Consider the following 20,819-nt stretch of genomic DNA (forward strand, 5'->3'; position numbering starts at 1 on the left):
CGTCACACCATGTCGCTTCTCAACACCCCACTGCACGAACTCGACCCGGACGTGGCCGCGGCCGTCGACGCCGAGCTCGGCCGGCAGCAGTCCACCCTCGAGATGATCGCCTCGGAGAACTTCGCTCCGGTCGCTGTCATGGAGGCTCAGGGATCGGTCCTCACCAACAAGTACGCCGAGGGCTACCCGGGCCGCCGTTACTACGGCGGCTGCGAGCACGTCGATGTCGTCGAGCGACTCGCCATCGACCGGGTCAAGGACCTGTTCGGCGCCGAGCACGCCAACGTCCAACCGCACTCCGGTGCGCAGGCGAACGCGGCCGCGATGTTCGCGCTGCTCAAGCCCGGCGACAAGATCATGGGCCTGAACCTCGCGCACGGCGGGCACCTGACCCACGGCATGAAGATCAACTTCTCCGGCAAGCTGTACGACGTGGTCGCGTACCACGTCGACGACGAGACCGGCCAGGTCGACATGGCCGAGGTCGAGCGCCTCGCCAAGGAGTCCCGTCCGAAGCTGATCGTGGCCGGCTGGTCCGCGTACCCGCGTCAGCTGGACTTCGCCGCGTTCCGGCGGATCGCGGACGAGGTCGGCGCGTACCTGATGGTCGACATGGCCCACTTCGCGGGCCTGGTCGCCGCGGGTCTGCACCCCTCCCCCGTACCGCACGCGCACGTGGTCACGACCACCACGCACAAGACGCTCGGCGGACCGCGCGGTGGCGTGATCCTGTCCACCGCCGAACTCGCCAAGAAGATCAACTCTGCGGTCTTCCCCGGCCAGCAGGGCGGCCCGCTCGAGCATGTGGTCGCGGCGAAGGCGGTGTCCTTCAAGGTCGCGGCGAGCCAGGAGTTCAAGGAGCGCCAGCAGCGCACGCTCGACGGCGCGCGCATCCTGGCCGAGCGCCTGGTCGCCGACGACGCCAAGGCGGTCGGCGTGGACGTGCTGTCCGGCGGCACCGACGTGCACCTGGTCCTGGTCGACCTGCGCAACTCCGAGCTCGACGGGCAGCAGGCCGAGGACCGTCTCCACGAGGTCGGCATCACGGTCAACCGCAACGCGGTCCCGAACGACCCGCGCCCGCCGATGGTCACCTCCGGCCTGCGCATCGGCACGCCGGCGCTCGCGACCCGCGGCTTCGGTGACGAGGACTTCCGCGAGGTGGCCGACATCATCGCCGAGGCCCTGAAGCCGTCGTACGACGCGGCTGCCCTGCGGGCGCGGGTGACGGTGCTCACCGAGAAGTACCCGCTGTACCCGTCACTCGGTTAAGCCCCTCCGGCGATCGAGGAGGCCCGCCGGCAGGCGTATCGGGAAGGGGTGGGGCGGGGAGAGATCCCACCCCGCCCCACCGCCCGCCGGCGTTCGCGGTGGCCGAAACCACCGCGTTACGCTCGACAAGGCGACCGTCGGCCCTGGTCCCCACCCCGCCGGCCGAAGTCCGACCCCGCAGACAAGGAAGTCCGCCCTCGTGGCCATCTCCGTATTCGACCTCTTCTCCATCGGCATCGGCCCGTCCTCCTCGCACACGGTCGGCCCGATGCGCGCAGCACGGATGTTCTCCGGCCGTCTGAAGAAGGACGGGCTGCTCGCCCAGACCGCCTCCGTGCGGGCGGAGCTGTTCGGCTCGCTCGGCGCGACGGGCCACGGCCACGGCACCCCGAAGGCCGTACTCCTCGGGCTCGAGGGCCACTCGCCCCGTTCCGTCGACGTCGACAGCGCGGACGACGAGGTGGCCCGGATCCGGCAGACGGGCCGGCTGCGCCTGATGGGCGCCGAGATAGGCGCCACCCACGAGATCGACTTCCACGAGTCGGAGCAGCTGATCCTGCACCGCCGCCGCTCGTTGCCGTACCACGCCAACGGCATGACGCTCTTCGCGTACGACAGCAACGGCCTCCCGCTTCTGGAGAAGACGTACTACTCGGTCGGCGGCGGCTTCGTCGTCGACGAGGACGCGGTGGGCGAAGACCGCATCAAGCTGGACGACACGGTCCTGAAGTACCCGTTCCGCACCGGCGACGAGATGCTGCGCCTCACCCGCGAAACCGGCCTGTCCATCTCCTCGCTGATGCTGGAGAACGAGAAGGCCTGGCGCACCGAGGACGAGATCCGGGCCGGGCTCCTGGAGATCTGGCAGGTCATGCGGGACTGCGTGCAGCGCGGCATGTCCCAGGAGGGCATCCTGCCCGGCGGCCTGAAGGTGCGCCGCCGCGCGGCCTCCTCTGCCCGCCAACTGCGCGCCGAGGGCGACCCGTTGCTGCACCGCAGCGAGTGGACGACGATCTACGCGATGGCGGTCAACGAGGAGAACGCGGCGGGCGGACGCGTCGTCACCGCCCCGACGAACGGCGCGGCCGGCGTGCTCCCCGCCGTGCTGCACTACTACCTGGACTTCGTCCCCGGCGGCTCCGTCGAGGAGCAGGAGAACGGCATCGTCCGCTTCCTCCTCTCCGCGGGCGCGATCGGCATGCTCTTCAAGGAGAACGCCTCCATCTCGGGCGCCGAGGTCGGCTGCCAGGGCGAGGTCGGCTCCGCCTGCTCGATGGCCGCGGGCGCACTCGCCGAGGTGCTCGGCGGCACCCCCGAACAGGTCGAGAACGCGGCCGAGATCGGCATGGAGCACAACCTCGGCCTCACCTGCGACCCGGTCGGCGGCCTCGTCCAGATCCCGTGCATCGAGCGCAACGGCATGGCCGCGGTCAAGGCCGTCACCGCCGCCCGGATGGCGATGCGCGGCGACGGCTCCCACAAGGTCTCGCTCGACAAGGTCATCAAGACCATGCGCGAGACCGGCGCCGACATGAAGGTCAAGTACAAGGAGACGGCGCGGGGCGGGCTCGCGGTCAACGTCATCGAGTGCTGAGCGAACCTGCACCGGCCCGGTCGTTGGTTCGCGTCGTCGAGCTCGGTCGCGGACTCGGCCGTCCCTCCGGCGGAAAGTCCCCTCGAGGGAGCGCCGTTGACAGCGCGGACAGCCCCCGCAAGTTCCGTCGACAGCACTGAGAGCCCCTCGGGGATGTCGCCCTGCCGGTCCGGTCGGCGACATCCCCGGTCATGAGTAGGGAGCCGGTCCCCTCCGCGCGGCCGGTCGTCCGCTTCGTCGGCGTCTGTGTCGGCGGCGGGTTGACGGGCATACGCCACGCCACCACCCCGCCGGCCACCAGTCCCGTCGCGGCGAGTGCGGTGGCGGCCAGGAACGGGTCGAAGGGGTGCAGGTCCGGGGCGAAGCCGATCCCGACGCAGATCGCCACCCCCGTCGCGCCGCCGAGTTGATCAGCCGCGCGCTGGACACCCGACGCGATGCCCGCGTCGGCGTCCGTGACGCCGCTGACCGCGACGTACTGCAGTCCCACGAGGCCGAACCCCATACCGGCCGCGATCAGCAGCATGGCCGGAATCATCGCCGCTCCGCCCGCCCGCAGCGACGACACGAGTGCGATCGCGGCCATCGCCGCCGCGGTGAACCCCAGGCCGGCCAGGACGCACGCGCGTGCGCCCCAGCGGCCGAGCAGCCGTGGCACGAACGTGGCGAAGGCGATGAGGGCGACGGCGAGCGGCAGCATCAGCAGTCCCGCTCCCAGCGGACCGATCCCCATCCGGTCCTGCAGATGGAACGTGAAGAGCAGGAACGAGGTCGACAGACCGCCGCTCAGCAGCATCGTGGTCAGGTTGGCGGAGACCCGTGCGCGGTGGGCGAAGAAGCGGGGCGGCAGCAGCGGATCGCGCGAGCGCGCCTCGACACGTACGAACCCCGCCCCTGCGGCCACCGCACCGGCGAGCACGCACGGGACCAGCCATCCGGGCCTGCCGGAGCCGCCGGCCTGCACCACGCCGTAGGCGAACAGCAAGGGGCAGGCGGTCAGGAGCAGCGCTCCGGGAAGGTCGAGCGACGGCCTGCCCGCGGCCGCCGGCCGGTCGCGGCCGACCAGCAGGAGAGCCGCCACCAGCACGATCACGACGAACGGAACGGCGATCAGGAAGATCCACCGCCACCCCCAGTGGGCGGTGATGACGCCGGACAGCGCGAACCCGAGTACGAGGCCGCCGCTGGCCACCGCCGCCCAGACACTCAACGCCCGTGACCGGCACGGCCCTTCGGGGAACAGCAGGACGATGGTGGCCATCGCGGCAGGCAGCGCGACGGCCTCGCCCGCGCCCTGCAGCAGACGCGCGGCCACCAGCAGGCCGAAGCAGGGGGCCAGGCCCGCGAGCAGGGACGCGGCGCCGAACAGGCCGGTGCCGAGCAGCAGTACGCGCCGCCGCCCGAGCAGGTCGGCGAGGCGCCCGCCGAGCATCAGCAGCCCGCCGCCGGTGACGGTGTACGCGACCACGACCCAGGTCAGGGCGTGGCCGTCGACGTCGAAGGCGGCGCCGATCGAGGGCAGGGCGATGTTGACCACGGTCACATCGACCGCGATGAAGAACTGCAGCAGGGACATCGCGCACAGCACCAGCCATGCGCGTACGGGAGACGGGCTCGGCCCGCGTGAAGAGAGGATGCCCGAGAAGAACATCAGGTGCTCCGTCGCTCAGAGAAGGCTCCGAGCAGCACGAACGTGCCGCTCCGGTCTGATCACGAAGCGGCTGGACGCCGAGGAGGGGTGTGTGAGTCGGACGCCCGCCGCTAGCGGGACGTCTCGGTCACTGCGGCGCAAGCGGCCGCGCACGAAGCTGCAGACATGACGGGGACGCTACCAGGCACGCCCGGAGGCGGACACGCGGTCCGTATCTGCCGGGGCGGGCTCACGCGCCATGGGCGCGGGCCGTGTCGCGGGTGGTGGTCAGGAAGCGGCGTACGGCGGCGAGTTCGCGGTCGTCGTAGCCGCCGAGGAGGTCCAGGGTGCGGCGGATCAGCGGGCCGAAGTGGTCCTCGCCGAGCGTCACGGCCCGGTCGCTCACCTTGAGGCGGATCCTGCGCCGGTCCTGGGCGTCGGGCAGGCGCTCCAGGTGGCCCAGGCGCTGCAGCCGGTCGACGACCGAGGTAGTGCCCGCCGAGTTGAGGCCGAGCTGTCCGCCGAGCTCACCGGGGGTGAGCAGGGCGCCGGAGCGTTCCGCGTCCAGCAGGCACACCAGGGCCCGCACATCGGTGGCGTGCATCCCGTTGGCGCGGGCGAAGTCCCTTTGGGTCAGGGCGAGTTCGACGGTGACCTCGCGCAGTAGGTGCACGATCTCCATGCCGGTCCCGTCACTGTCCGTCCGCATGCCCGTTCCCTTCCCGAGTGCTCTTCTCCGAGATCTCGTATTATCTCGTTCAGCGAGAATAACGTCCAGCGAGAGAACTGGCGCGCAGCGAGGCTGCGCGGCACGGCGAGCGAGCGAGGAGCGGACAGTGTCCCAGGAGACGTTCTGCACGGCGTACGACGCGCTGCTCGCCCGGTGGGGCCCGGGCGTGGAGCGGCTCGACATCCCCACCCCGTACGGCACGACCCGCGTGAACGCGGCCGGGGCGCCCGGCGCGCCACCCCTGCTCCTGCTGCCCGGCGGCGGGGACACCTCGGCGAGCTGGTTCGCCAACGCCCCCGAATGGGCCCGCACCCATCGCGTCCTGGCCGTCGACCTCATCGGCGACACCGGCCGCAGCGTCCCGGCCGAGGGCCGCCGGATCGCCGCCGTCGACGATCTGAACCGCTGGCTGGACGCGCTCCTCGACGGCCTCGGCATCACGCGGACCGCGCTCGCCGGCCACTCCTACGGCGCCTGGATCGCCCTGAGTCACGCCCTGAACTCGGCCCGGGTCGAGCGCCTGGCGCTGCTCGACCCCACGAACTGCTTCGCCGGCTTCCGGCCCGGCTATCTGCTGCGTGCCCTGCCGATGCTGCTCAGGCCGAGCCCCGGACGCGTCCGCTCGTTCCTGCGCTGGGAGGCCGGCGGCGCCCGGCTCGACCCGGACTGGCTGCGTCAGCAGGAAGCGGCGTCCGGCTTCCGCACGGCCCGCCCCGTCACCGGACCGCGCCCGGACGCCGCCGGCCTGGGCGCCCCGCGTATCCCCTTGCTGATCCTGCTCGCCGAGCACGGGCAGGCACACCGCGCGACAGCGGTGGCCCGGACCGCCGCCGCCCGTCTCCCCCACGCCCAGATCGCGCTCCTGCCCGCCGGCCACCACGGCCTGCAGCACCAGGCCCCGGACGAACTCAACGCCGCAGTGGGCGAGTTCCTGATCCGGGACACCGCACCGAACGACTGAGCGCAAAGGACGAGCCGACCGCCTTCGAGGGCTTCGGCGTGCGGTCCGTGGCGGCCACCGGCCGTTGACCGCACGAAGAGACCAACCGCCCGGCAGAAGACGGCAGTCGACCCGCCCCGCGCAGGAGCCGCGTCAGCGCAGATGCGCACATCGCAGGCCCCGGCGTTCGAAGGTGACACCGGTCTCCTCGCTCATCGTGGCGAAGAAGCGGCGGCCCGGCAGCGAGCGGCGCGAGGTGAACCAGCGGTAGGCCACGGCGTGCCCGAGCATCAGGGTCAGCGCCTCACGGCCGAGCCCGTACCCCTGCCAGGGGCCGGTGATGGTGATGGCGTCGACGTATCCCGTGCGGCAGACATGGCACAGGCGGTAGTCGAGGCGCCCCACGACTCGGCCGTCCAGGTCGAGCGCGGTGATCAGAAAGCGGTCGGCCGTGCCCGGTGACGCGGCGCGCAGAAAGCGCACCGCGCCGACCGGACACGGCCTGCGTCTGAAGGACAGCCCGTCGGGGCCGGTCATGCCTAGTGCCGTCTCGCGGGCGAGGTCGCGTCGCGGCCCGAGGTGGGCTGGTCCGTGGGTTCCCGCTTGGCGCGCGCCTCCGCCTTCGCGAGGGCGGCGGCGTCCCGCTTGAAGGCCCACTCCATCTTGGGCTCCATGGCGAAGCGGAACATGCGCTGTACGGGCGGGGTGCAGAGCGTGGTGATGATGGCCGCCGCGATCAGGGTGAGCGCGATCGCGCCGAGCGGCTGCTGCATCCAGTCCGCGTCGTACCAGTCCCAGAAGCGGGACCCCTTGGCGAGGAAGCCGTGCAGCAGGTAGCCGTACAACGTGCCCGCACCGAGCACCGTGAACCACATGTGCCGTCGCGGCACCCAGGCGAAGAAGCAGGCGGCGAGCACGATCGAGCAGCCGAACATGGCGAGTGTCATGACACCGCCGCTCCAGGCCGGCGCCCCGAGTTCCTGCGCACTGTCACGCCGGTAGAACCAGGCGGCGTTCATCCGCGGAGCCGCCCAGTACGCGAACACCAGAGCCGCCGCGAAGACCGGCACGGCGAGCAGCCGCGCCTCCTTGCGCCGTACCAACTGGAAGTGCTCGGGCTTGAGGCACAGGCCGACCACGAAGAACGGCAGGAACTGCAGGACCCGTTGGAGGTCGAGGTCGTCACCGATGTCCGGCGACACCGAGGCGAGTACCGCGATGGCCAGCGACAGCGGGACGGGCCAGCGGACGAGCTTCCACAGCGGCGTGGTGATCCGCCAGATGAAGAGCGCGATCAGGAACCAGGTCAGGTACCAGGGATCGAGCAGGCTGATCGGGTGCCCCGGATCGTCGTCCGCCCAGCGCTTGAAGAGCGAGTAGGCGACCTCGAAGATCACGTACGGCACGGCCACGCCCGTGACGAGCCGCATCAGCCGGTCCCGGCGCATGTCGAAACTGCGCGAGAAATAGCCGGAGATGATGATGAACGCCGGCATGTGGAAGGTGTACACGGCGATGTACAGGGCCGAAGCGGCCCTGCTGCCGTCGCGCAGCGGCTCCCAGGCATGCCCCATGGCGACCAGGACGATCGCCAGGTACTTGGCGTTGTCGAAGAACGCGTCGCGCTGCTTCGCGGGCTTCGCCGCGCCCTCGCCGCCGGAGGCCTTCGACCGGGTCGCGGCAGAGCTGTGCCCGTCCTCGTCGGACTTCCGGGCGGCCGGTACGGGCTGGGCGTCGGGGAGTTCGGCTCCTCTGATGCCCGTCCGGGAAGAGACGTCCGTCACATCGCCTCCTGCGGGGAACGCTGGGTGAGGCTTCTGCGTCTTAGGTGAAACGCGCTCAGGCGTGCGACGGCAAACATTGTCGGCACCCTAACTCTGCCCGCCCCAGAGGCAAAAGGGGGCTGTCAGCCGCGCAGCTGTGGCGCTTCCCACGCCCGCGGCGGGCACTCCCCGCCGACCTGCACCGACCCGGAACGACGCATTCCCACCGTCCGGCGCCAGCCGCCCGCGGCTGGTCCGCGGCGGCCCGCACGGGCCGATCCCGCCGCACCGATGCACCCTGGTCCGACCTCTCTACAGTGCTGTAGATTCCTCCTGCCGACGTTCCCGTGCGGCGCCGCCCGCGACCGTCCGCGCGCGGTCATCCGCGTCAGCGAGAGGAAGCCTGATCGATGTTCGGGCTCAGCGAGATCGCTCTGCTTCTGCTCGTCGTCATCGTGGTGGTCGGGGTGAAGAAACTGCCCGGCCTCACCCGCTCCGCCGGCAAGGCCACCCGCATCCTCAAGAGCGAGAAGCGCGCGATGAAGGACGCCGACGAGGGCCGGGCAGCGCCCGGCGCCGGCCGAGTCATCGAGGGACGGGTCGTTCAGCCGCCCGCCGACCGTCCGTCGGACGACTGAAAACGTCCGACGGACGACCGGGCGAGCGCACTTCGCGTCGACGCGCGCACCGGGGCCGGAGCCTCAGACTCCCGCCCGGGTCGGCCCCACCAGTTCCGACAGCACGTCCTCCATCGTCACGAACCCGAGCACGACGCCCTCACCACCGGTCACGGCCGCCAGATGGCTGCCGTCGGCCCGCAGCGCGGTGAGCGTGTCGTCGAGCGGGGTGTCGATCCGTACCCGGGTGACCGGGTGCAGCGCGGTGGCCGGAAATGCCTGGTCGCGGTCGGCGACTCCGAGCGTGTCCTTGATGTGCAGGTAGCCGAGCAGCGCGCCGTTGCGTCCCGTGACCGGGAAGCGGGAGAATCCCGCCCCCGCCGCCAGCCGCTCCAGCCTGGCCGGTGTCGCCTCCTCCGTCACCGTCACGAACGTCCCGGCCGGCACCAGGATCTCGCCGACCGGCCGGGTGCCCAGCTCCAGGGCGTCCCGCAGCCGCTCACTGTCCGCCGAGGACAGCAGCCCCGCCTCGCTGGAGTCGGCGACCATCCGGGCGAGTTGGTCGTCGGTGAAGACCGACTCCACCTCGTCCTTGGGCTCGACCCGCAGCAGCCGCAGCAGGGCGTTGGCGAAGGCGTTGATACCGAACACCACCGGACGCAGCGCCCTGGTCAGCCCGACCAGCGGCGGACCGAGCACCAGCGCGGTCTTCGCCGGCTCGGACAGGGCGATGTTCTTCGGCACCATCTCGCCGATGAGCATGTGCAGATACGTCGCGATGGCGAGCGCGATCACGAACGAGATCGGGTGCACCAGACCGCCCGGCACATGCGCCGCCTCGAAACCCGGCTCGAGGAGATGCGCGATGGCGGGTTCAGCCACGGCACCGAGGACCAGCGAGGACACCGTGATGCCGAGCTGAGCCGTGGCCATCACGGCCGACAGATGCTCGAGACCCCAGAGCGTGATGCGCGCGGACCGGTGGCCCTCGCGCGCCTGCGGCTCGATCTGGCTGCGGCGCACCGAGATCAGGGCGAACTCGGCGCCCACGAAGAAGGCGTTGGTCACCAGGGTGAGCGCACCGATGAAGAGCTGCAGCGTGGTCATCGCGCGGCCCCCTGCTTCTCCTGGCTCGGCACCAGGACCGGTGTCGGCCCGGCCGCGGTGGCCTCGGGCCCGGCGTGGGGCGTCGGTTCCGTGAGATGGACCCGGTCGGCCCGGTGGTGCTCGACCTCCTGGACCTCCAGACGCCAGCCGTCGAGCTCGAGGGCGTCCCCCTTCGCGGGGATACGGGCGAGCTGGGTGGCGATCAGTCCGGCCACCGTCTCGTACGGGCCGTCCGGGGCGTGCATCCCGATCGCGGCGAGCTGGTCGATCCGGACGCCGCCGTCGGCCGCCCACACGGTCCGGCCGTCCTCCGCCGCGCCGGAGGGCACCAGGTCGGGAAGCTCCACCGGGTCGTGCTCGTCCCGCACCTCGCCGACCACCTCCTCGACGATGTCCTCGACCGTGGCGACACCGGCGGTGCCGCCGTACTCGTCGATGATCACGGCCATCGTGCGGGTCTCCCGCAGCCGCTCGAGCAGCCGGTCCGCGGGCAGGCTGTCCGGCACCAGAAGCGGCGCGGTGGCCAGCTCCGTGACGGAGGTGCGCTGCCGGTCGGCGGGCTCGAGAGCCAGTACGTCACGGATGTGCACGGTGCCGACGACCTCGTCGAGCGAGTCCCGGTAGACCGGGAAACGGGACAGGCCGGTGGCATGCGTGAGGGTCGCCGCGTCCGCCGCGGTGGCCCGTGCGTCCAGGGCGCAGACGTCGACCCGGGGCGTCATGACGTTCTGCGCACTCAGCTCGTGCAGATGCAGCGTCCGTACGAACAGCTCCGCCGAGTCGGCCTCGATCGCGCCCTCGGCCGCGGAGTGCCGGGCCAGGGCGATCAGTTCGTCGGGGGTGCGGACGGATGCCAGCTCCTCGGCCGGCTCCAGGCCGACACGGCGCAGGAAGCGGTTCGCCGTGTTGTTGAGGTGCCGGATGAACGGGCCGAAGGCGGTGGTGAAGCCGCGCTGCGGGCCCGCCACCACCTTGGCGACGGCTACCGGCCGGGAGATCGCCCAGTTCTTCGGGACCAGCTCGCCGACCACCATCAGGACGACGGTGGAGATGGCGACGCCGAGCAGTGTGGCGGTGGTGGACGCGGCCGAGCCGAGACCCAGCGCCTCGAGGGGTCCGCGGATCAGTGTCGCGAGCGAGGGCTCGGCGAGCATGCCGATCACCAGCGAGGTGACGGTGATGCCCAGCTGGGCGCCGGAGAGCTGCAGGGTCAGGGAGCGGGCGGCCTTCAGGGCGCCGTCGGCACCCCGCTCACCCGCCGCGGCGGCCTTCTCGAGGTCGGTGCGCTCGACCGTGGTCAGCGAGAACTCGGCTGCGACGAACACTGCGCAGGCAAGTGTGAGGAGCAGGGCCAGGAGCAGGAGGACCACTTCGCTCACCGTGCCACCCCCGCCGGCGCGCTGAAGGCCGCTGTGGCCTGTGGGCAGGGATGGTCACGGCTGGTACTGGGAGGCTCACCCATTGCGGGTCCGTGGCTCCTTCGGGGTTCTCGGTCGGGTGGACCATGTGCTGGCGGGACGGCTGGGTCCCTTTGGTGATTGTAAAAGACCAGCAAAGATCGCTGCCAGAGACGCCGGGCGCCGAATTTCCGGACCGGGCCGCTCCAGGACCGCTCTGCTGGCACTGCTGGGGTGCATATGGTGCGGGAACTGCTGTGTGACAGTGATGAACGGGCCGGGCGGACCGATTGTTCCCGGCCACCACCGGCCGCCCGATCGACCGCCCGATCGACCGCCCGCCCGACCGCCGCGCTCTCGGCGGCCTTGCGCCCGCCCGGCCCGCCCGGTGTCCGAGTTCCGCCGTTCACCCTGGCCCGTGGTTTCCCGCCGCCGGTGCCGGGCATCGCCCCGAGTGAAGTACCCGCCCGATCGCACCAGTTCGGCGGGGGTGAGGCCGTACTGAGCAAGGAGGCGCCCATGCTGCACGGCATCGATGTGAGTGCGTACCAGTCGTCGTTCGACACGGACGGTGTGGACTTCGTGATCGTCAAGGCGACGGAGGGTCGCTCGTACATCAACCCGCGCATGGCCGCGCAGGTGTCGCGGGCCCGCGACGCGGGCTGCGTGGTCGGCTTCTACCACTTCCTGTGGCCGGACAACATCAAGGCCCAGGCGGAGTATTTCGTCGGCAAGGCGGGCGAGAAGAAGGGCGACCTGCTCGCCTGCGACTGGGAACGCAACGGCGAGGGCAGCCACGCGAGCAACGCCCAGAAGGACCAGTTCATCAAGGAGGTGAAGCGCCTCAGGCCGAGTCACCGGGTCGTCCTCTACACGAACCGCGACTTCTGGCTGAACGTCGACACGACGTCCTACGCGGGCGACGGCCTCTGGATCGCCGACTACGTCACGGCGGGCAAGCCCCGCATCGAGGCCGACTGGCGCTTCCACCAGTACACCGACACTCCCCTGGACAAGAACGTCGCGGACTTCGCCTCGAAGGACGCCCTGAGCAAGTGGGCCGTGATCGACTGACATCCGGCACGGCATCGGACACGGCGACGGGGCCCGCCCAACGGACGGGCCCCGCACCGTTGTTCAGGCCGACTTGCTGACGTGCGCCCAGAACTCGTCGAAGGAGAGCAGGCCGTCCTTGTTGGTGTCCATCGACCCGATCACTGCCTGCGCCACGGAGCCGGAGACCTGGTAGTCGCCGAGCTCCACCATGGCGCTCGAGAACTCGTCCGCGGTGATGAAACCGTCCGCATTGGCATCGAACCGCTCGAACGTCTTACGCGCCTCGTCGATGTCCGCCACAGGATCCTCCCCGATTGTCGCCCAACTGGAACGACCAGATTATCGGCCCGCCCTGCGGCAGAATGCCCGGGCCGTGGCCAACGCGGCAAAGCAAGGGCCGCGCGAGTCAACACCCCGCATCGACAGAGGAGTTCCGATGACCGGACTGCCTGCGATCCTCGATGCGGCGGCGCACGGCCGCTTCCCCGCGGCGGACGGTTCGGTCACCGTCGTCCCGCAGCCGGACCGCAGGGACGCGGGGGTGATCGCGTTCACCGCGCACTCGGTGGTGTTCACCGACGAGGATCCGCAGTGGGTGCGCGAGACTCTCGCGGGCCTGGACTGCGACACCCTGGCCGCCACCATGAACCCGCGCTTCCTGGCCGCGTTGATGGACCGCACCGGCCGTGCCATGGACACCGTCGACCTGCTGACCGTCTCGGACGCCCTGCCGGGTCCGCCCCCGATCCCCCTCGTGGAGACCGACGAGGCCGCTCACCCACGGGTGGTACGCGCCCACAAGCACCGCGACGGCGTACGCATGTGGACCTGCGACGACGGGCTGCTCACACTCGGCCGGGGTGTCGCAGGACGCTGGGAGGCCTCGATCGAGGTGGCCGAGGGAGCCCGGCACCGCGGCACCGGGCGCGCCCTCGCGACGGCGGCCCGACACCTGGTGCCCGACGGCGGCGTGGTGTGGGCCCAGCAGTCGCCGGGCAATGCGCGCAGCGTGCGGGTCTTCCAGGCTGCCGGGTTCCGGCCGGTCGGCTCGGAGGCCGTACTCTTCGCCCGCTGAGCGGCGATCGGCCCGCACTCGCACCACAGCGGTCCAGTGGTGCGGTACACCGGGGAGCCGCCCGCCGCGACGCACCCCCGACTCCGAGCGTTCATACATCACAGGGCATTCTTAACCGGCATTTACAAGGTGGGTGCCGCAGATCACCAAGGATTCACCGTCGAGTGGTACCCATATGCCCGTATTGACGCGTAAGTGAATTTGGGTGCGATGACCCCCGTCTGCCATAGTCGTGCCGGCGACCCCCTTGACCCGGGCCAGGTCGACAGCGGCCGTGGATCCCACCCCCGAAGATCCTCGGCGCATCACACAGAAGCCCCCGTGGCGCCCCACCAAGGCGCGAGGGGGCTTCTGTGCGCCAGGGGCCGCTCGGCGACCGTCAGCGGTCGCGGTCGGCGACGCGCATCTCGAACCAGGTGGTCTTGCCGCGCGGCAACAGATCCACGCCCCAGCGGTCGGAGAGTTTGTCCACCAGGAACAGCCCTCGGCCACTGACGTCCATCTCGTGCACCGGCATCAGGCACGGCAGCCCGCGCGAGGGGTCGCGCACCTCGACGCGGAGCCAGCCCCGACGGCGGAGCATCCGGAGTCCGAAGACGCGTGCGCCGGTGTGCCGTACGGCATTGCCGACGAGTTCCGAGACGAGCAGTACGGCGACCTCGGCGGTACCGGGCGAGAGCGCCCACTGGCGCAGCACGACGATCTGGGTGAGGCGGCGGGCGGTGCCCGCGGACTCGGGGCGCGAGGGCAGCGGCACCTCGGCCTCGGTCGGGTTGCCGAACAACTCCAGTGCTTTCACGGCCCGTTCGTCCTCGACCGCGGGGGTCCAGCGCGCGACGGTGGCACCTTCGTGCCGCCGCGTCTGCTCGCCACCCTCCAGCCCCGCCATGGATCCATCATGGCCGCCCAGCGGGCCTTCTGTGGCCGTTCCTGGGGAATACGCCCCCCGGAAGCAACCGTTCCGGTGGTCCCGATCGGCATATGCCCACGGCACTTAGACCCCTCCCAGAGCCCATCCGACCTGCGATAACAGGGAGTTCGAAGGTGATCACAGAACGTGGGTCCACCGTAAGGGTTAAGGCTCCCTTAAGGTTGACATAACGTCAACAAGGCGGCCTGCGCGGCCTGTTCGGGATGGTCCGGACGGGCCGCAGCACCCGTCCGGATCCTCAATCCGATGCGCGCCGAACGCAGTTGATCAAGCGTCAGAGGAACTTCGCCTTGCCCGGGCCCTCCTCGACGAAGCTCCGCATCCCGCGCTCACGGTCCTCGGTGGCGAACAGCCCGGCGAACCAGTTGCGTTCGACGGTCAGGCCCGTCTCGATGTCCGTCTCCAGTCCGGCATCGACGGACTCCTTGGCGGCCCGCAACGCGAGCGCGGGCCCCTTCGCCAGCTTCGCGGCCCAGGCGTGCGCGGCCTCGTAGACCTCGGCCGCGGGGACCACGCGGTCCACCAGGCCGAGCGAGAGCGCCTCGTCCGCCTTGACCTGCCGGCCGGTGAAGATCAGGTCCTTGGCGCGGGACGGCCCGATGAGCCGGGACAGACGCTGGGTGCCGCCGGCACCGGGGATCAGGCCGAGCAGGATCTCCGGCTGGCCGAACCTGGCGTTGTCCCCGGCGATCCGGTAGTCCGCGCAGAGCGCCAACTCGCAGCCGCCGCCGAGCGCGTACCCGCTGACCGCGGCGACCACGGGCTTGGGGATACGGGCCACCGCGGTGAACGACTCCTGCAGGGCGCGGGACCGCACGACCATCGCCGCGTGGTCCATCTCCTGCATCTCCTTGATGTCCGCGCCGGCCGCGAACACCTTCTCGCCGCCGTGGACGATCACGGCGCGCACGTCGTCCCGGCGTGCGGCCTCCTCGGCCAGCTCCTTGAGGCGGTCCTGAATGGCGACGTCGAGCGCGTTCATCGGCGGCCGGTCGAGACGGATCGTGCCGACGCCTTCGGATACTTCGAGAGTCACGGTCATGGGGGGCAGGTTAATGCCCGTTCACAGATCGGGGCCCGGTGCGGTGAGTCACACCGCACCGGGCCCCCGAGTAGCTGGGCAACGACCTTCAGGCCGTCACTTCTCCCACTTGTCCCAGTCCAGGTTCCAGGCGTTCAGGCCGTTGTGCCACTGGACCTGCTTGTCCTTGGAGTTCTTGACCACGACCACGTCGCCGATCATGGAATTGCCGTAGAACCAGGCGGACGGGGTCTTCTTGTCGCCGCCCCCGCGGGCGTCGCGCAGGCCGACGCATCCGTGGCTGACGTTGTCCGCGCCGAACGTCGACGGAGCCGCCCAGTAGTTGCCGTGTATGAAGGTGCCCGAGGTGGACAGGCGCATCGCGTGCGGGACGTCCTTGATGTCGTACTCGCCGCCGAAGCCGACGGTCTCGCCGTTCATGCGGGTCACCTTGAGCTTCTCGGTGATGACCATCTGGCCGTTGTACGTCGTGGTGCCCGGGGCGCCCGCGGTGATCGGGATGGTCTTGATGACCTTGCCGTCCCGCTCGATCTTCATCTTCTTGGACTTGGCGTCGACGGTGGAGACCTGGCTGCGGCCGATGGTGAACGACACCGACTTGGACTGCTTGCCGTAGACGCCGGGGCGGCCCTCGACGCCGTCCAGGTTGAGCCGGACCTTCACCTCGGTGCCGGGCTTCCAGTACTCCTCGGGGCGGAAGTCGATGCGGTCGTTGCCGTACCACTTGTGGCGGATCTCGACCTTGGGCGTCGAGGTGATCTCGATGGCGTTCTCGACGTCCTCGGGCTTGGTGATGCCCCGGGTGAAGTTGACGGAGAACGGCATCCCGACACCGACCTTCGTGCCGTCCTCGGGCGTGAAGTGGCCGACGAAGGTGTTCTGCGGGGTCAGGGTCGTGAAGGTGGTGTCCTTCGCGGACTCGCGCCCCTCGGAGTCCTTCGCGGTCGCGTGCACCTTGTACTTGGTGGAGGCGGCGAGGTGGTGGGCCGGCTTCCAGGCCGCACCACTCTTGGTGATCTTGCCGTCTATGGTGTTGCCCTCGGCGTCGCTGACCTCGACCTCGGTCAGCTTGCCCTTCTCCGCGGTGATCCGCAGCGCGCCGCTGGTGGCGACGGACTTGGCCTTGTCCTTCGGCGCGATGGCGACGACCGCTGCCGAGGGCTCGTTGTTCTTCTGCCGGCCCGCGCCCGCTCCGGACTTGTCGTCGTCGGAGTCCGAGCCTCCGCCGCCCCCGCAGGCGGTCACGGCGAACAGCACCGTGGTGAGGAGGAGTCCGAGCGGACCACCGCGCCGCCCGCGCCGGCGCTGCTTCGCATCAACCGATGCCCCCGAGATCGGTCGCCCGTTCACGTATTTCTCCCCTCGCACGGCCTGGTCAGGCCCGCCCCAGCGCGATCGCGCACACTGCGATAGATAACCACAGCTCCTGCTTCAAGGAATCCCCCGCCGTGTCACCGTTCAGTCCCAACTGTGCGCACGGCGGGCGCCTTCCGGTCGCACCGGGTGAAGGGCCGTGCCAGGGCCGTCCGTTCAGCGCTCGGCGGAGCCCGCGCGCCACTTCTTCCAGTCGAGGTTCCAGCCGCCGAGGCCGTTGTCCGCCGCGACGGTCTTGTCCTTCGAGCCGGTCACCTCGACCACGTCACCGATCAGGGTGCGGTCGAAGAACCAGCCGCCCGGCGCCTCGGAGCTGCCGCCCTTCACGTCCCGCAGGCCCACACAGCCGTGGCTGACGTTGTCCGCACCGAACGTGGACGGGGGCGCCCAGTAGTTGCCGTGCAGGAACGTGCCCGAGGTGGTCAGGCGGATGGCGTGCGGTACGTCCGGGATGTCGTACTCGCCCTTGCCGTCGCTGTCGGTGAAGCCGACCGTCGCGCCGTTCATCCGGGTCACGTCGAGCATCTCGGTGACCACCATCTTGCCGTTGTACGTGGTGCTCTTGGGGGCGCCGGCGGTGATGGGGACCGTGGAGAGGAGCTCGCCGTCGCGGCGTACCTCCATGGTGTGGGCGGCCGCGTCGACCTTGGAGGTCTGGCTGCGGCCGACGGTGAAGCCGAAACTCTTGTCCTGCAGTCCGTAGACGCCCGGGGCGGCCTGCACGTCGCGCAGCCCGAGATCCACGGTGACGTTCGTGCCGGGTTCCCAGTACTTCTCGGGGCGGAAGTCGATGCGGTTCCTGCCGAACCAGTGGCCCACGACCTCGACTTCGGGGTCGGCCTTGATCTTGATGGCACGCTCGACCGCTCGGCGGTCGGTGATGTCGCGGTTGAACTCGAGCGAGACGATCATGCCGGTGCCCACGGTGGAGCGGTTCTCGGGCGTCACGTAGGCGACGAAGCGTTCCTCCGGCACGAAGGTGGTGAAGGTGGTGTGCCGGGCCAGTCGGCGTCCGTGTCCGTCGAGGGCGACCACGTCCACGGTGTACTTCGCGGCGAGCTTGAGGCGTTCGGCCGGGTGCCAGCTCAGCCCGTCCGGGGCGACGTGGCCGCGGACGACGCGGTCCCTGGCGTCCTGGTGGCGGACGACGCTCACCGACTCGATGCGTCCGTCCGGGACCTTCACCTCGAGGTGCTGGTCGGCCCGTACGCCGCGTTTGCCGTCGTCGGGGGTCACCTGGATCGCGTCCTCGGGCGAGCGCGGCTTGCCGAGCATCCCGTCGAAGCCGCCGCCGGTGCACCCGGCGACCAGCGCTGCCCATGTCAGTACGGCGGCCAAGGCGGCCCCTGCGCGCCGTGCGCGCCTCGAAACCTGGTTCACGTGCTCCCCAACGACCACCACCCGTCCTGGGAAACGTGAGCTTGCGCCCCGACCGGGGCAGAACCCTGGGGAGGACCGGCGAGGAGAGCCGCGGCCGGGACGCCGCGAACCCTCCGTCCAGCAGGTCTCATCGAGCCGCAGGAGGCCCGCAGGTGACCAGCGCACCCGAGCAGGAGGCGGCCGGCCATGGCCCGTCCGGGCGTACGGCGAACGGGCGGCCCGCCGCGCCCGCGCGGGGGGTGGGCCCGCCCCGCACCGCTCCCGACGACGGCCCCGTCCGTGGGCCGGTCGTACGGCCGGGGTCGCCGATGCCGCTCGGGGCCCGGTACGGGGTCGGCGCGGACGGGGTCGCGGGCACCGCGTTCGCGCTTTGGGCAGGTGACGCCGAGGCCGTGGAGCTCTGCCTGTTCGATGCGGACGGGCACGAGACGCGCTGCGCGCTGACCGAGCTGACGGACGGGATCCGGCACGGTTTCGTGCCGGGAGTGCGTCCCGGGCAGCGGTACGGCTACCGGGTGCACGGGCGCTGGGACCCGTGGACGGGTGAGCGCCGCAATCCGGCGAAACTGCTGCTCGACCCGTACGCGCGGGCCGTGGACGGCGAGTTCGCGCTGCCGCCCGAGGTGTACGGGCACGTGCGCGACTGGCCCGAGCAGCATGTCGCGGACACCGTGCGGGACGACCGCGACTCCGCCCCGTACGTCCCCAAGGGTGTGGTCGTGTCGGACGCGGGGCCCGATGCCTGGCGGGGCGATCGGCGGCCGGGGACGCCGTGGCCGGACACGGTGATCTACGAACTGCACGTCAAGGGCTTCACGCGGCTGCACCCCGGAGTCCCCGAGCGGCTGCGCGGCACATACGCGGGTCTCGGCCATCCGGCGGCCGTCGAGCATCTGACCCGGCTCGGAGTGACGGCGGTGGAGCTGCTGCCGGTGCACCAGTTCGCGCACGAGGACCATCTGCTGCGCCGCGGGCTGCGCAACTACTGGGGCTACAACTCGATCGGCTACTTCGCCCCGCACGCCGGCTACGCGGCCGACGGCACCGCGGGCCAACAGGTCGCCGAATTCCGGGACATGGTCCGCTCGCTGCACGCGGCCGGGATCGAGGTGATCCTCGACGTGGTCTACAACCACACCGCGGAAGCGGGCGAGCTCGGCCCCACGCTGTCGCTGCGCGGGATCGACAACCGCGGCTACTACCGGCTCTCGCCCGACGCGCGCCGGTACGCCGACGTCACGGGCTGCGGCAACACCGTGCACGTGGTGCAGCCCCAGGCGCTGCGCCTGATCACCGACTCGCTGCGCTACTGGGTGACGGAGATGGGCGTGGACGGCTTCCGCTTCGATCTGGCCGCGGCGCTGGCCCGTGCCCGTCACGAGGTCGACATGCTCGCACCGTTCCTCGCGGTGATCGCCCAGGATCCCGTACTGCGCGGGGTGAAGCTGATCGCGGAGCCCTGGGACGTGGGCGCGGGCGGCTACCGGACCGGCGGGTTCCCGCCGCTGTGGGCCGAGTGGAACGACCACTACCGGGATGCGGTACGGGACTTCTGGCGCGGTGCGCTGCCGGACGTACGCGCGCTCGGCTACCGCCTCTCGGGCTCCAGCGACCTCTACGACTGGGGTGGCCGCCGCCCGTACGCCTCGGTCAATTTCGTCACCGCGCACGACGGCTTCACGCTGCACGACCTGGTGAGCCACGAACGCAAGCACAACGGGGCCAACGGCGAGGGCAACCGGGACGGCACCGACGACAACCGTTCCGCCCATCACGGGACCGAGGGACCCACCGACGACCCCGCGGTCCTCGGGCTGCGCCGGCGCCAGCTGCGCAATCTGCTCGGCACGCTGCTGCTGTCCGCCGGGGTGCCGATGCTGGTCGCGGGCGACGAGTTCGGCCGTACCCAGGGCGGCAACAACAACGCCTACTGCCAGGACAATCCGGTCGGTTGGGTCGACTGGTCACTGCTCGACGATCCGCACTGGCGGGAGTTGTGCGCTCTCACCGCGCGGCTGATCGGGCTGCGCCGGGCCCATCCGGTGCTGCGGCGGCGGGAGTTCTTCGACGGCGCCGCCCAGTTCCCGGACGGGCTGCGCGATCTGGCCTGGTTCTCGGCGTCGGGTACGGAGATGACGGACGGAGACTGGTACGCGCCGGCCGCGACGCTCGGCATGTATCTCTCCGGGCGGGACATCCCGGGACGGGACGAGCTGGGCCGCCGGGTCACCGACGACAGCTTCCTGGCCGTCCTGCACGCAGGAGCGCGCCCGGTGCAGGTGACGCTGCCGGGCCCGCCGTGGGCCACCGCGTACGAACTCGTCCTCGACACCTCGCTCGAGCGGCAGTCCTCGGAGCCGGGCACTCGCCGTACGGCGGACACCGAGATCACCGTTCCGGAGCACTCGGTGCTGTTGTTCCGGGTGGTCGGGGAGGGCGATCGGGCCAGTGGTGTCTGACCGTTCACGGGCGGCGGCGATGTCCTACGCTCCCGAGTGTGGCCGTCTTCCGGATCTCGCGTCGTACGCAGCTGTCACCCGAGGAGGCGTGGCGGCGGGTGACCGACTGGCCGCGGCACCGGGCGCCGTTCACCCGGGTCAGCGGGGACCGGAACAGGGTGGTGGCCCGTACCCGGATCGGCCCGGTGGGGTTCGACGATCCGATGGACGTCGTCGCGTGGTCGCCGCCGCACCGGTGCCGTCTGGAGAAGCGGGGCCGGGTGGTGCGGGGCTGGGCGGAGATCGAGGTCGCCTCCGCTGCGGGCGGGGGTGCCGTGGTGGTGTGGCGGGAGAGTCTGCGGGTGCTCGGGGTGCCGGGTGTGGCCGATCCGCTGGTCGCGTGGGTGGGGCGGCGGGTGTTCGGGCGGCAGGTGGATGTGCTGCTCGCCGGTCCTCGCCGCCCCTGAACGCCT

Annotated in this window: 18 protein-coding genes and 1 pseudogene; 8 read left to right on the forward strand and 11 right to left on the reverse strand. The window is 70.9% G+C overall.

Going from position 1 to position 20,819, the window contains the following annotated elements:
* Positions 1–9 precede the first annotated feature (9 nt).
* Together glyA and DSC45_RS17745 are read left to right on the forward strand one after the other, a co-directional pair.
* Positions 10–1,272: a serine hydroxymethyltransferase gene (gene glyA / locus DSC45_RS17740; RefSeq protein WP_119292043.1), complete on the forward strand. Its 1,263-nt coding sequence runs from the start codon at positions 10–12 to the stop codon at positions 1,270–1,272.
* Positions 1,273–1,471: 199 nt separating this feature from the next.
* The gene (locus DSC45_RS17745; RefSeq protein WP_119292045.1) at positions 1,472–2,866 is read left to right on the forward strand and encodes an L-serine ammonia-lyase; all 1,395 of its coding nucleotides are present in this window, start codon (positions 1,472–1,474) and stop codon (positions 2,864–2,866) included.
* Between the two features lie 265 nt (positions 2,867–3,131).
* Here DSC45_RS17745 and DSC45_RS17750 read toward each other — a convergent pair.
* Positions 3,132–4,442: pseudogene (locus DSC45_RS17750) on the reverse strand (MFS transporter); the annotation flags it as partial.
* 304 nt (positions 4,443–4,746) lie between these two features.
* Complete coding sequence (locus DSC45_RS17755; RefSeq protein WP_119292047.1) at positions 4,747–5,205, reverse strand: MarR family winged helix-turn-helix transcriptional regulator; 459 nt, start codon at positions 5,203–5,205, stop codon at positions 4,747–4,749.
* A gap of 127 nt (positions 5,206–5,332) precedes the next feature.
* Here DSC45_RS17755 and DSC45_RS17760 point away from each other — a divergent pair, with 127 nt between their 5' ends.
* Entirely contained in the window at positions 5,333–6,187 is an 855-nt protein-coding gene (locus DSC45_RS17760) for an alpha/beta fold hydrolase (protein ID WP_240434695.1), read from the forward strand.
* Between the two features lie 132 nt (positions 6,188–6,319).
* Here DSC45_RS17760 and DSC45_RS17765 read toward each other — a convergent pair whose 3' ends face one another.
* Both DSC45_RS17765 and DSC45_RS17770 read right to left on the reverse strand, forming a co-directional pair.
* A complete protein-coding gene (locus tag DSC45_RS17765; RefSeq protein ID WP_119292049.1) occupies positions 6,320–6,703 on the reverse strand; it encodes an N-acetyltransferase in 384 nt (127 codons plus the stop codon).
* A gap of 2 nt (positions 6,704–6,705) precedes the next feature.
* Positions 6,706–7,950 (reverse strand): acyltransferase family protein, encoded by a 1,245-nt coding sequence (locus tag DSC45_RS17770; protein WP_240434696.1) that lies wholly within the window; start codon positions 7,948–7,950, stop codon positions 6,706–6,708.
* 389 nt (positions 7,951–8,339) lie between these two features.
* On the opposite strand from DSC45_RS17770, the gene DSC45_RS17775 reads away from it, so the two are divergent.
* The gene (locus tag DSC45_RS17775) at positions 8,340–8,567 is read left to right on the forward strand and encodes a twin-arginine translocase TatA/TatE family subunit (RefSeq protein ID WP_119292051.1); all 228 of its coding nucleotides are present in this window, start codon (positions 8,340–8,342) and stop codon (positions 8,565–8,567) included.
* 63 nt (positions 8,568–8,630) lie between these two features.
* Here the strand turns inward: DSC45_RS17775 and DSC45_RS17780 are convergent, their stop codons facing one another.
* Together DSC45_RS17780 and DSC45_RS17785 are read right to left on the reverse strand one after the other, a co-directional pair.
* Positions 8,631–9,653, reverse strand: a complete 1,023-nt coding sequence (locus tag DSC45_RS17780; RefSeq protein WP_119292053.1) for a hemolysin family protein — start codon at positions 9,651–9,653, stop codon at positions 8,631–8,633.
* Entirely contained in the window at positions 9,650–11,032 is a 1,383-nt protein-coding gene (locus DSC45_RS17785) for a hemolysin family protein (RefSeq protein ID WP_119292055.1), read from the reverse strand. Before DSC45_RS17785 ends, DSC45_RS17780 begins: the two co-directional genes overlap by 4 nt.
* A 537-nt stretch (positions 11,033–11,569) precedes the next feature.
* On the opposite strand from DSC45_RS17785, the gene DSC45_RS17790 reads away from it, so the two are divergent.
* On the forward strand, positions 11,570–12,124 hold the full coding sequence (locus DSC45_RS17790; protein ID WP_119292057.1) for a glycoside hydrolase family 25 protein: 555 nt from the start codon (positions 11,570–11,572) through the stop codon (positions 12,122–12,124).
* Positions 12,125–12,187: 63 nt separating this feature from the next.
* On the opposite strand, the gene DSC45_RS17795 is transcribed toward DSC45_RS17790, so the two are convergent.
* Positions 12,188–12,406, reverse strand: coding sequence for an EF-hand domain-containing protein (locus tag DSC45_RS17795; RefSeq protein ID WP_119292059.1), 219 nt, complete (start codon positions 12,404–12,406; stop codon positions 12,188–12,190).
* A 136-nt stretch (positions 12,407–12,542) separates the two neighbouring features.
* Between DSC45_RS17795 and DSC45_RS17800 the strand changes: the two genes are divergently transcribed.
* Positions 12,543–13,181, forward strand: a complete 639-nt coding sequence (locus DSC45_RS17800; protein ID WP_119292061.1) for a GNAT family N-acetyltransferase — start codon at positions 12,543–12,545, stop codon at positions 13,179–13,181.
* 379 nt (positions 13,182–13,560) lie between these two features.
* Here DSC45_RS17800 and DSC45_RS17805 read toward each other — a convergent pair whose 3' ends face one another.
* The 4 genes from DSC45_RS17805 to DSC45_RS17820 all read right to left on the reverse strand — a co-directional run bounded on the left by DSC45_RS17805 (position 13,561) and on the right by DSC45_RS17820 (position 17,866).
* Entirely contained in the window at positions 13,561–14,175 is a 615-nt protein-coding gene (locus tag DSC45_RS17805) for an ATP-binding protein (RefSeq protein WP_119292063.1), read from the reverse strand.
* A gap of 211 nt (positions 14,176–14,386) precedes the next feature.
* Positions 14,387–15,154, reverse strand: a complete 768-nt coding sequence (locus DSC45_RS17810; RefSeq protein ID WP_119292064.1) for an enoyl-CoA hydratase/isomerase family protein — start codon at positions 15,152–15,154, stop codon at positions 14,387–14,389.
* A 96-nt stretch (positions 15,155–15,250) separates the two neighbouring features.
* Positions 15,251–16,504, reverse strand: a complete 1,254-nt coding sequence (locus tag DSC45_RS17815) for a L,D-transpeptidase (protein WP_119292066.1) — start codon at positions 16,502–16,504, stop codon at positions 15,251–15,253.
* Positions 16,505–16,684: 180 nt separating this feature from the next.
* Positions 16,685–17,866 (reverse strand): L,D-transpeptidase, encoded by a 1,182-nt coding sequence (locus DSC45_RS17820; protein WP_240434697.1) that lies wholly within the window; start codon positions 17,864–17,866, stop codon positions 16,685–16,687.
* A 350-nt stretch (positions 17,867–18,216) separates the two neighbouring features.
* Here DSC45_RS17820 and glgX point away from each other — a divergent pair, with 350 nt between their 5' ends.
* Both glgX and DSC45_RS17830 read left to right on the forward strand, forming a co-directional pair.
* Positions 18,217–20,367: a glycogen debranching protein GlgX gene (glgX, locus tag DSC45_RS17825; RefSeq protein ID WP_205571368.1), complete on the forward strand. Its 2,151-nt coding sequence runs from the start codon at positions 18,217–18,219 to the stop codon at positions 20,365–20,367.
* A 38-nt stretch (positions 20,368–20,405) separates the two neighbouring features.
* Positions 20,406–20,813: an SRPBCC family protein gene (locus DSC45_RS17830; protein ID WP_119292071.1), complete on the forward strand. Its 408-nt coding sequence runs from the start codon at positions 20,406–20,408 to the stop codon at positions 20,811–20,813.
* The last annotated feature ends 6 nt before the right edge of the window (positions 20,814–20,819 follow it).

This window comes from Streptomyces sp. YIM 130001 (assembly GCF_003574445.1).
GTDB lineage: Bacteria > Actinomycetota > Actinomycetes > Streptomycetales > Streptomycetaceae > Streptomyces.

Bases quoted from the DNA above. Each gene is read 5' to 3' on its own strand.
- glyA (WP_119292043.1), top strand. From the start codon at position 10: ATGTCGCTTCTCAACACCCCACTGCACGAACTCGACCCGGACGTGGCC.
- DSC45_RS17755 (WP_119292047.1), bottom strand. From the start codon at position 5,205: ATGCGGACGGACAGTGACGGGACCGGCATGGAGATCGTGCACCTACTG.
- DSC45_RS17765 (WP_119292049.1), bottom strand. From the start codon at position 6,703: ATGACCGGCCCCGACGGGCTGTCCTTCAGACGCAGGCCGTGTCCGGTC.
- DSC45_RS17775 (WP_119292051.1), top strand. From the start codon at position 8,340: ATGTTCGGGCTCAGCGAGATCGCTCTGCTTCTGCTCGTCGTCATCGTG.
- DSC45_RS17780 (WP_119292053.1), bottom strand. From the start codon at position 9,653: ATGACCACGCTGCAGCTCTTCATCGGTGCGCTCACCCTGGTGACCAAC.
- DSC45_RS17790 (WP_119292057.1), top strand. From the start codon at position 11,570: ATGCTGCACGGCATCGATGTGAGTGCGTACCAGTCGTCGTTCGACACG.
- DSC45_RS17800 (WP_119292061.1), top strand. From the start codon at position 12,543: ATGACCGGACTGCCTGCGATCCTCGATGCGGCGGCGCACGGCCGCTTC.
- DSC45_RS17810 (WP_119292064.1), bottom strand. From the start codon at position 15,154: ATGACCGTGACTCTCGAAGTATCCGAAGGCGTCGGCACGATCCGTCTC.
- glgX (WP_205571368.1), top strand. From the start codon at position 18,217: ATGCCGCTCGGGGCCCGGTACGGGGTCGGCGCGGACGGGGTCGCGGGC.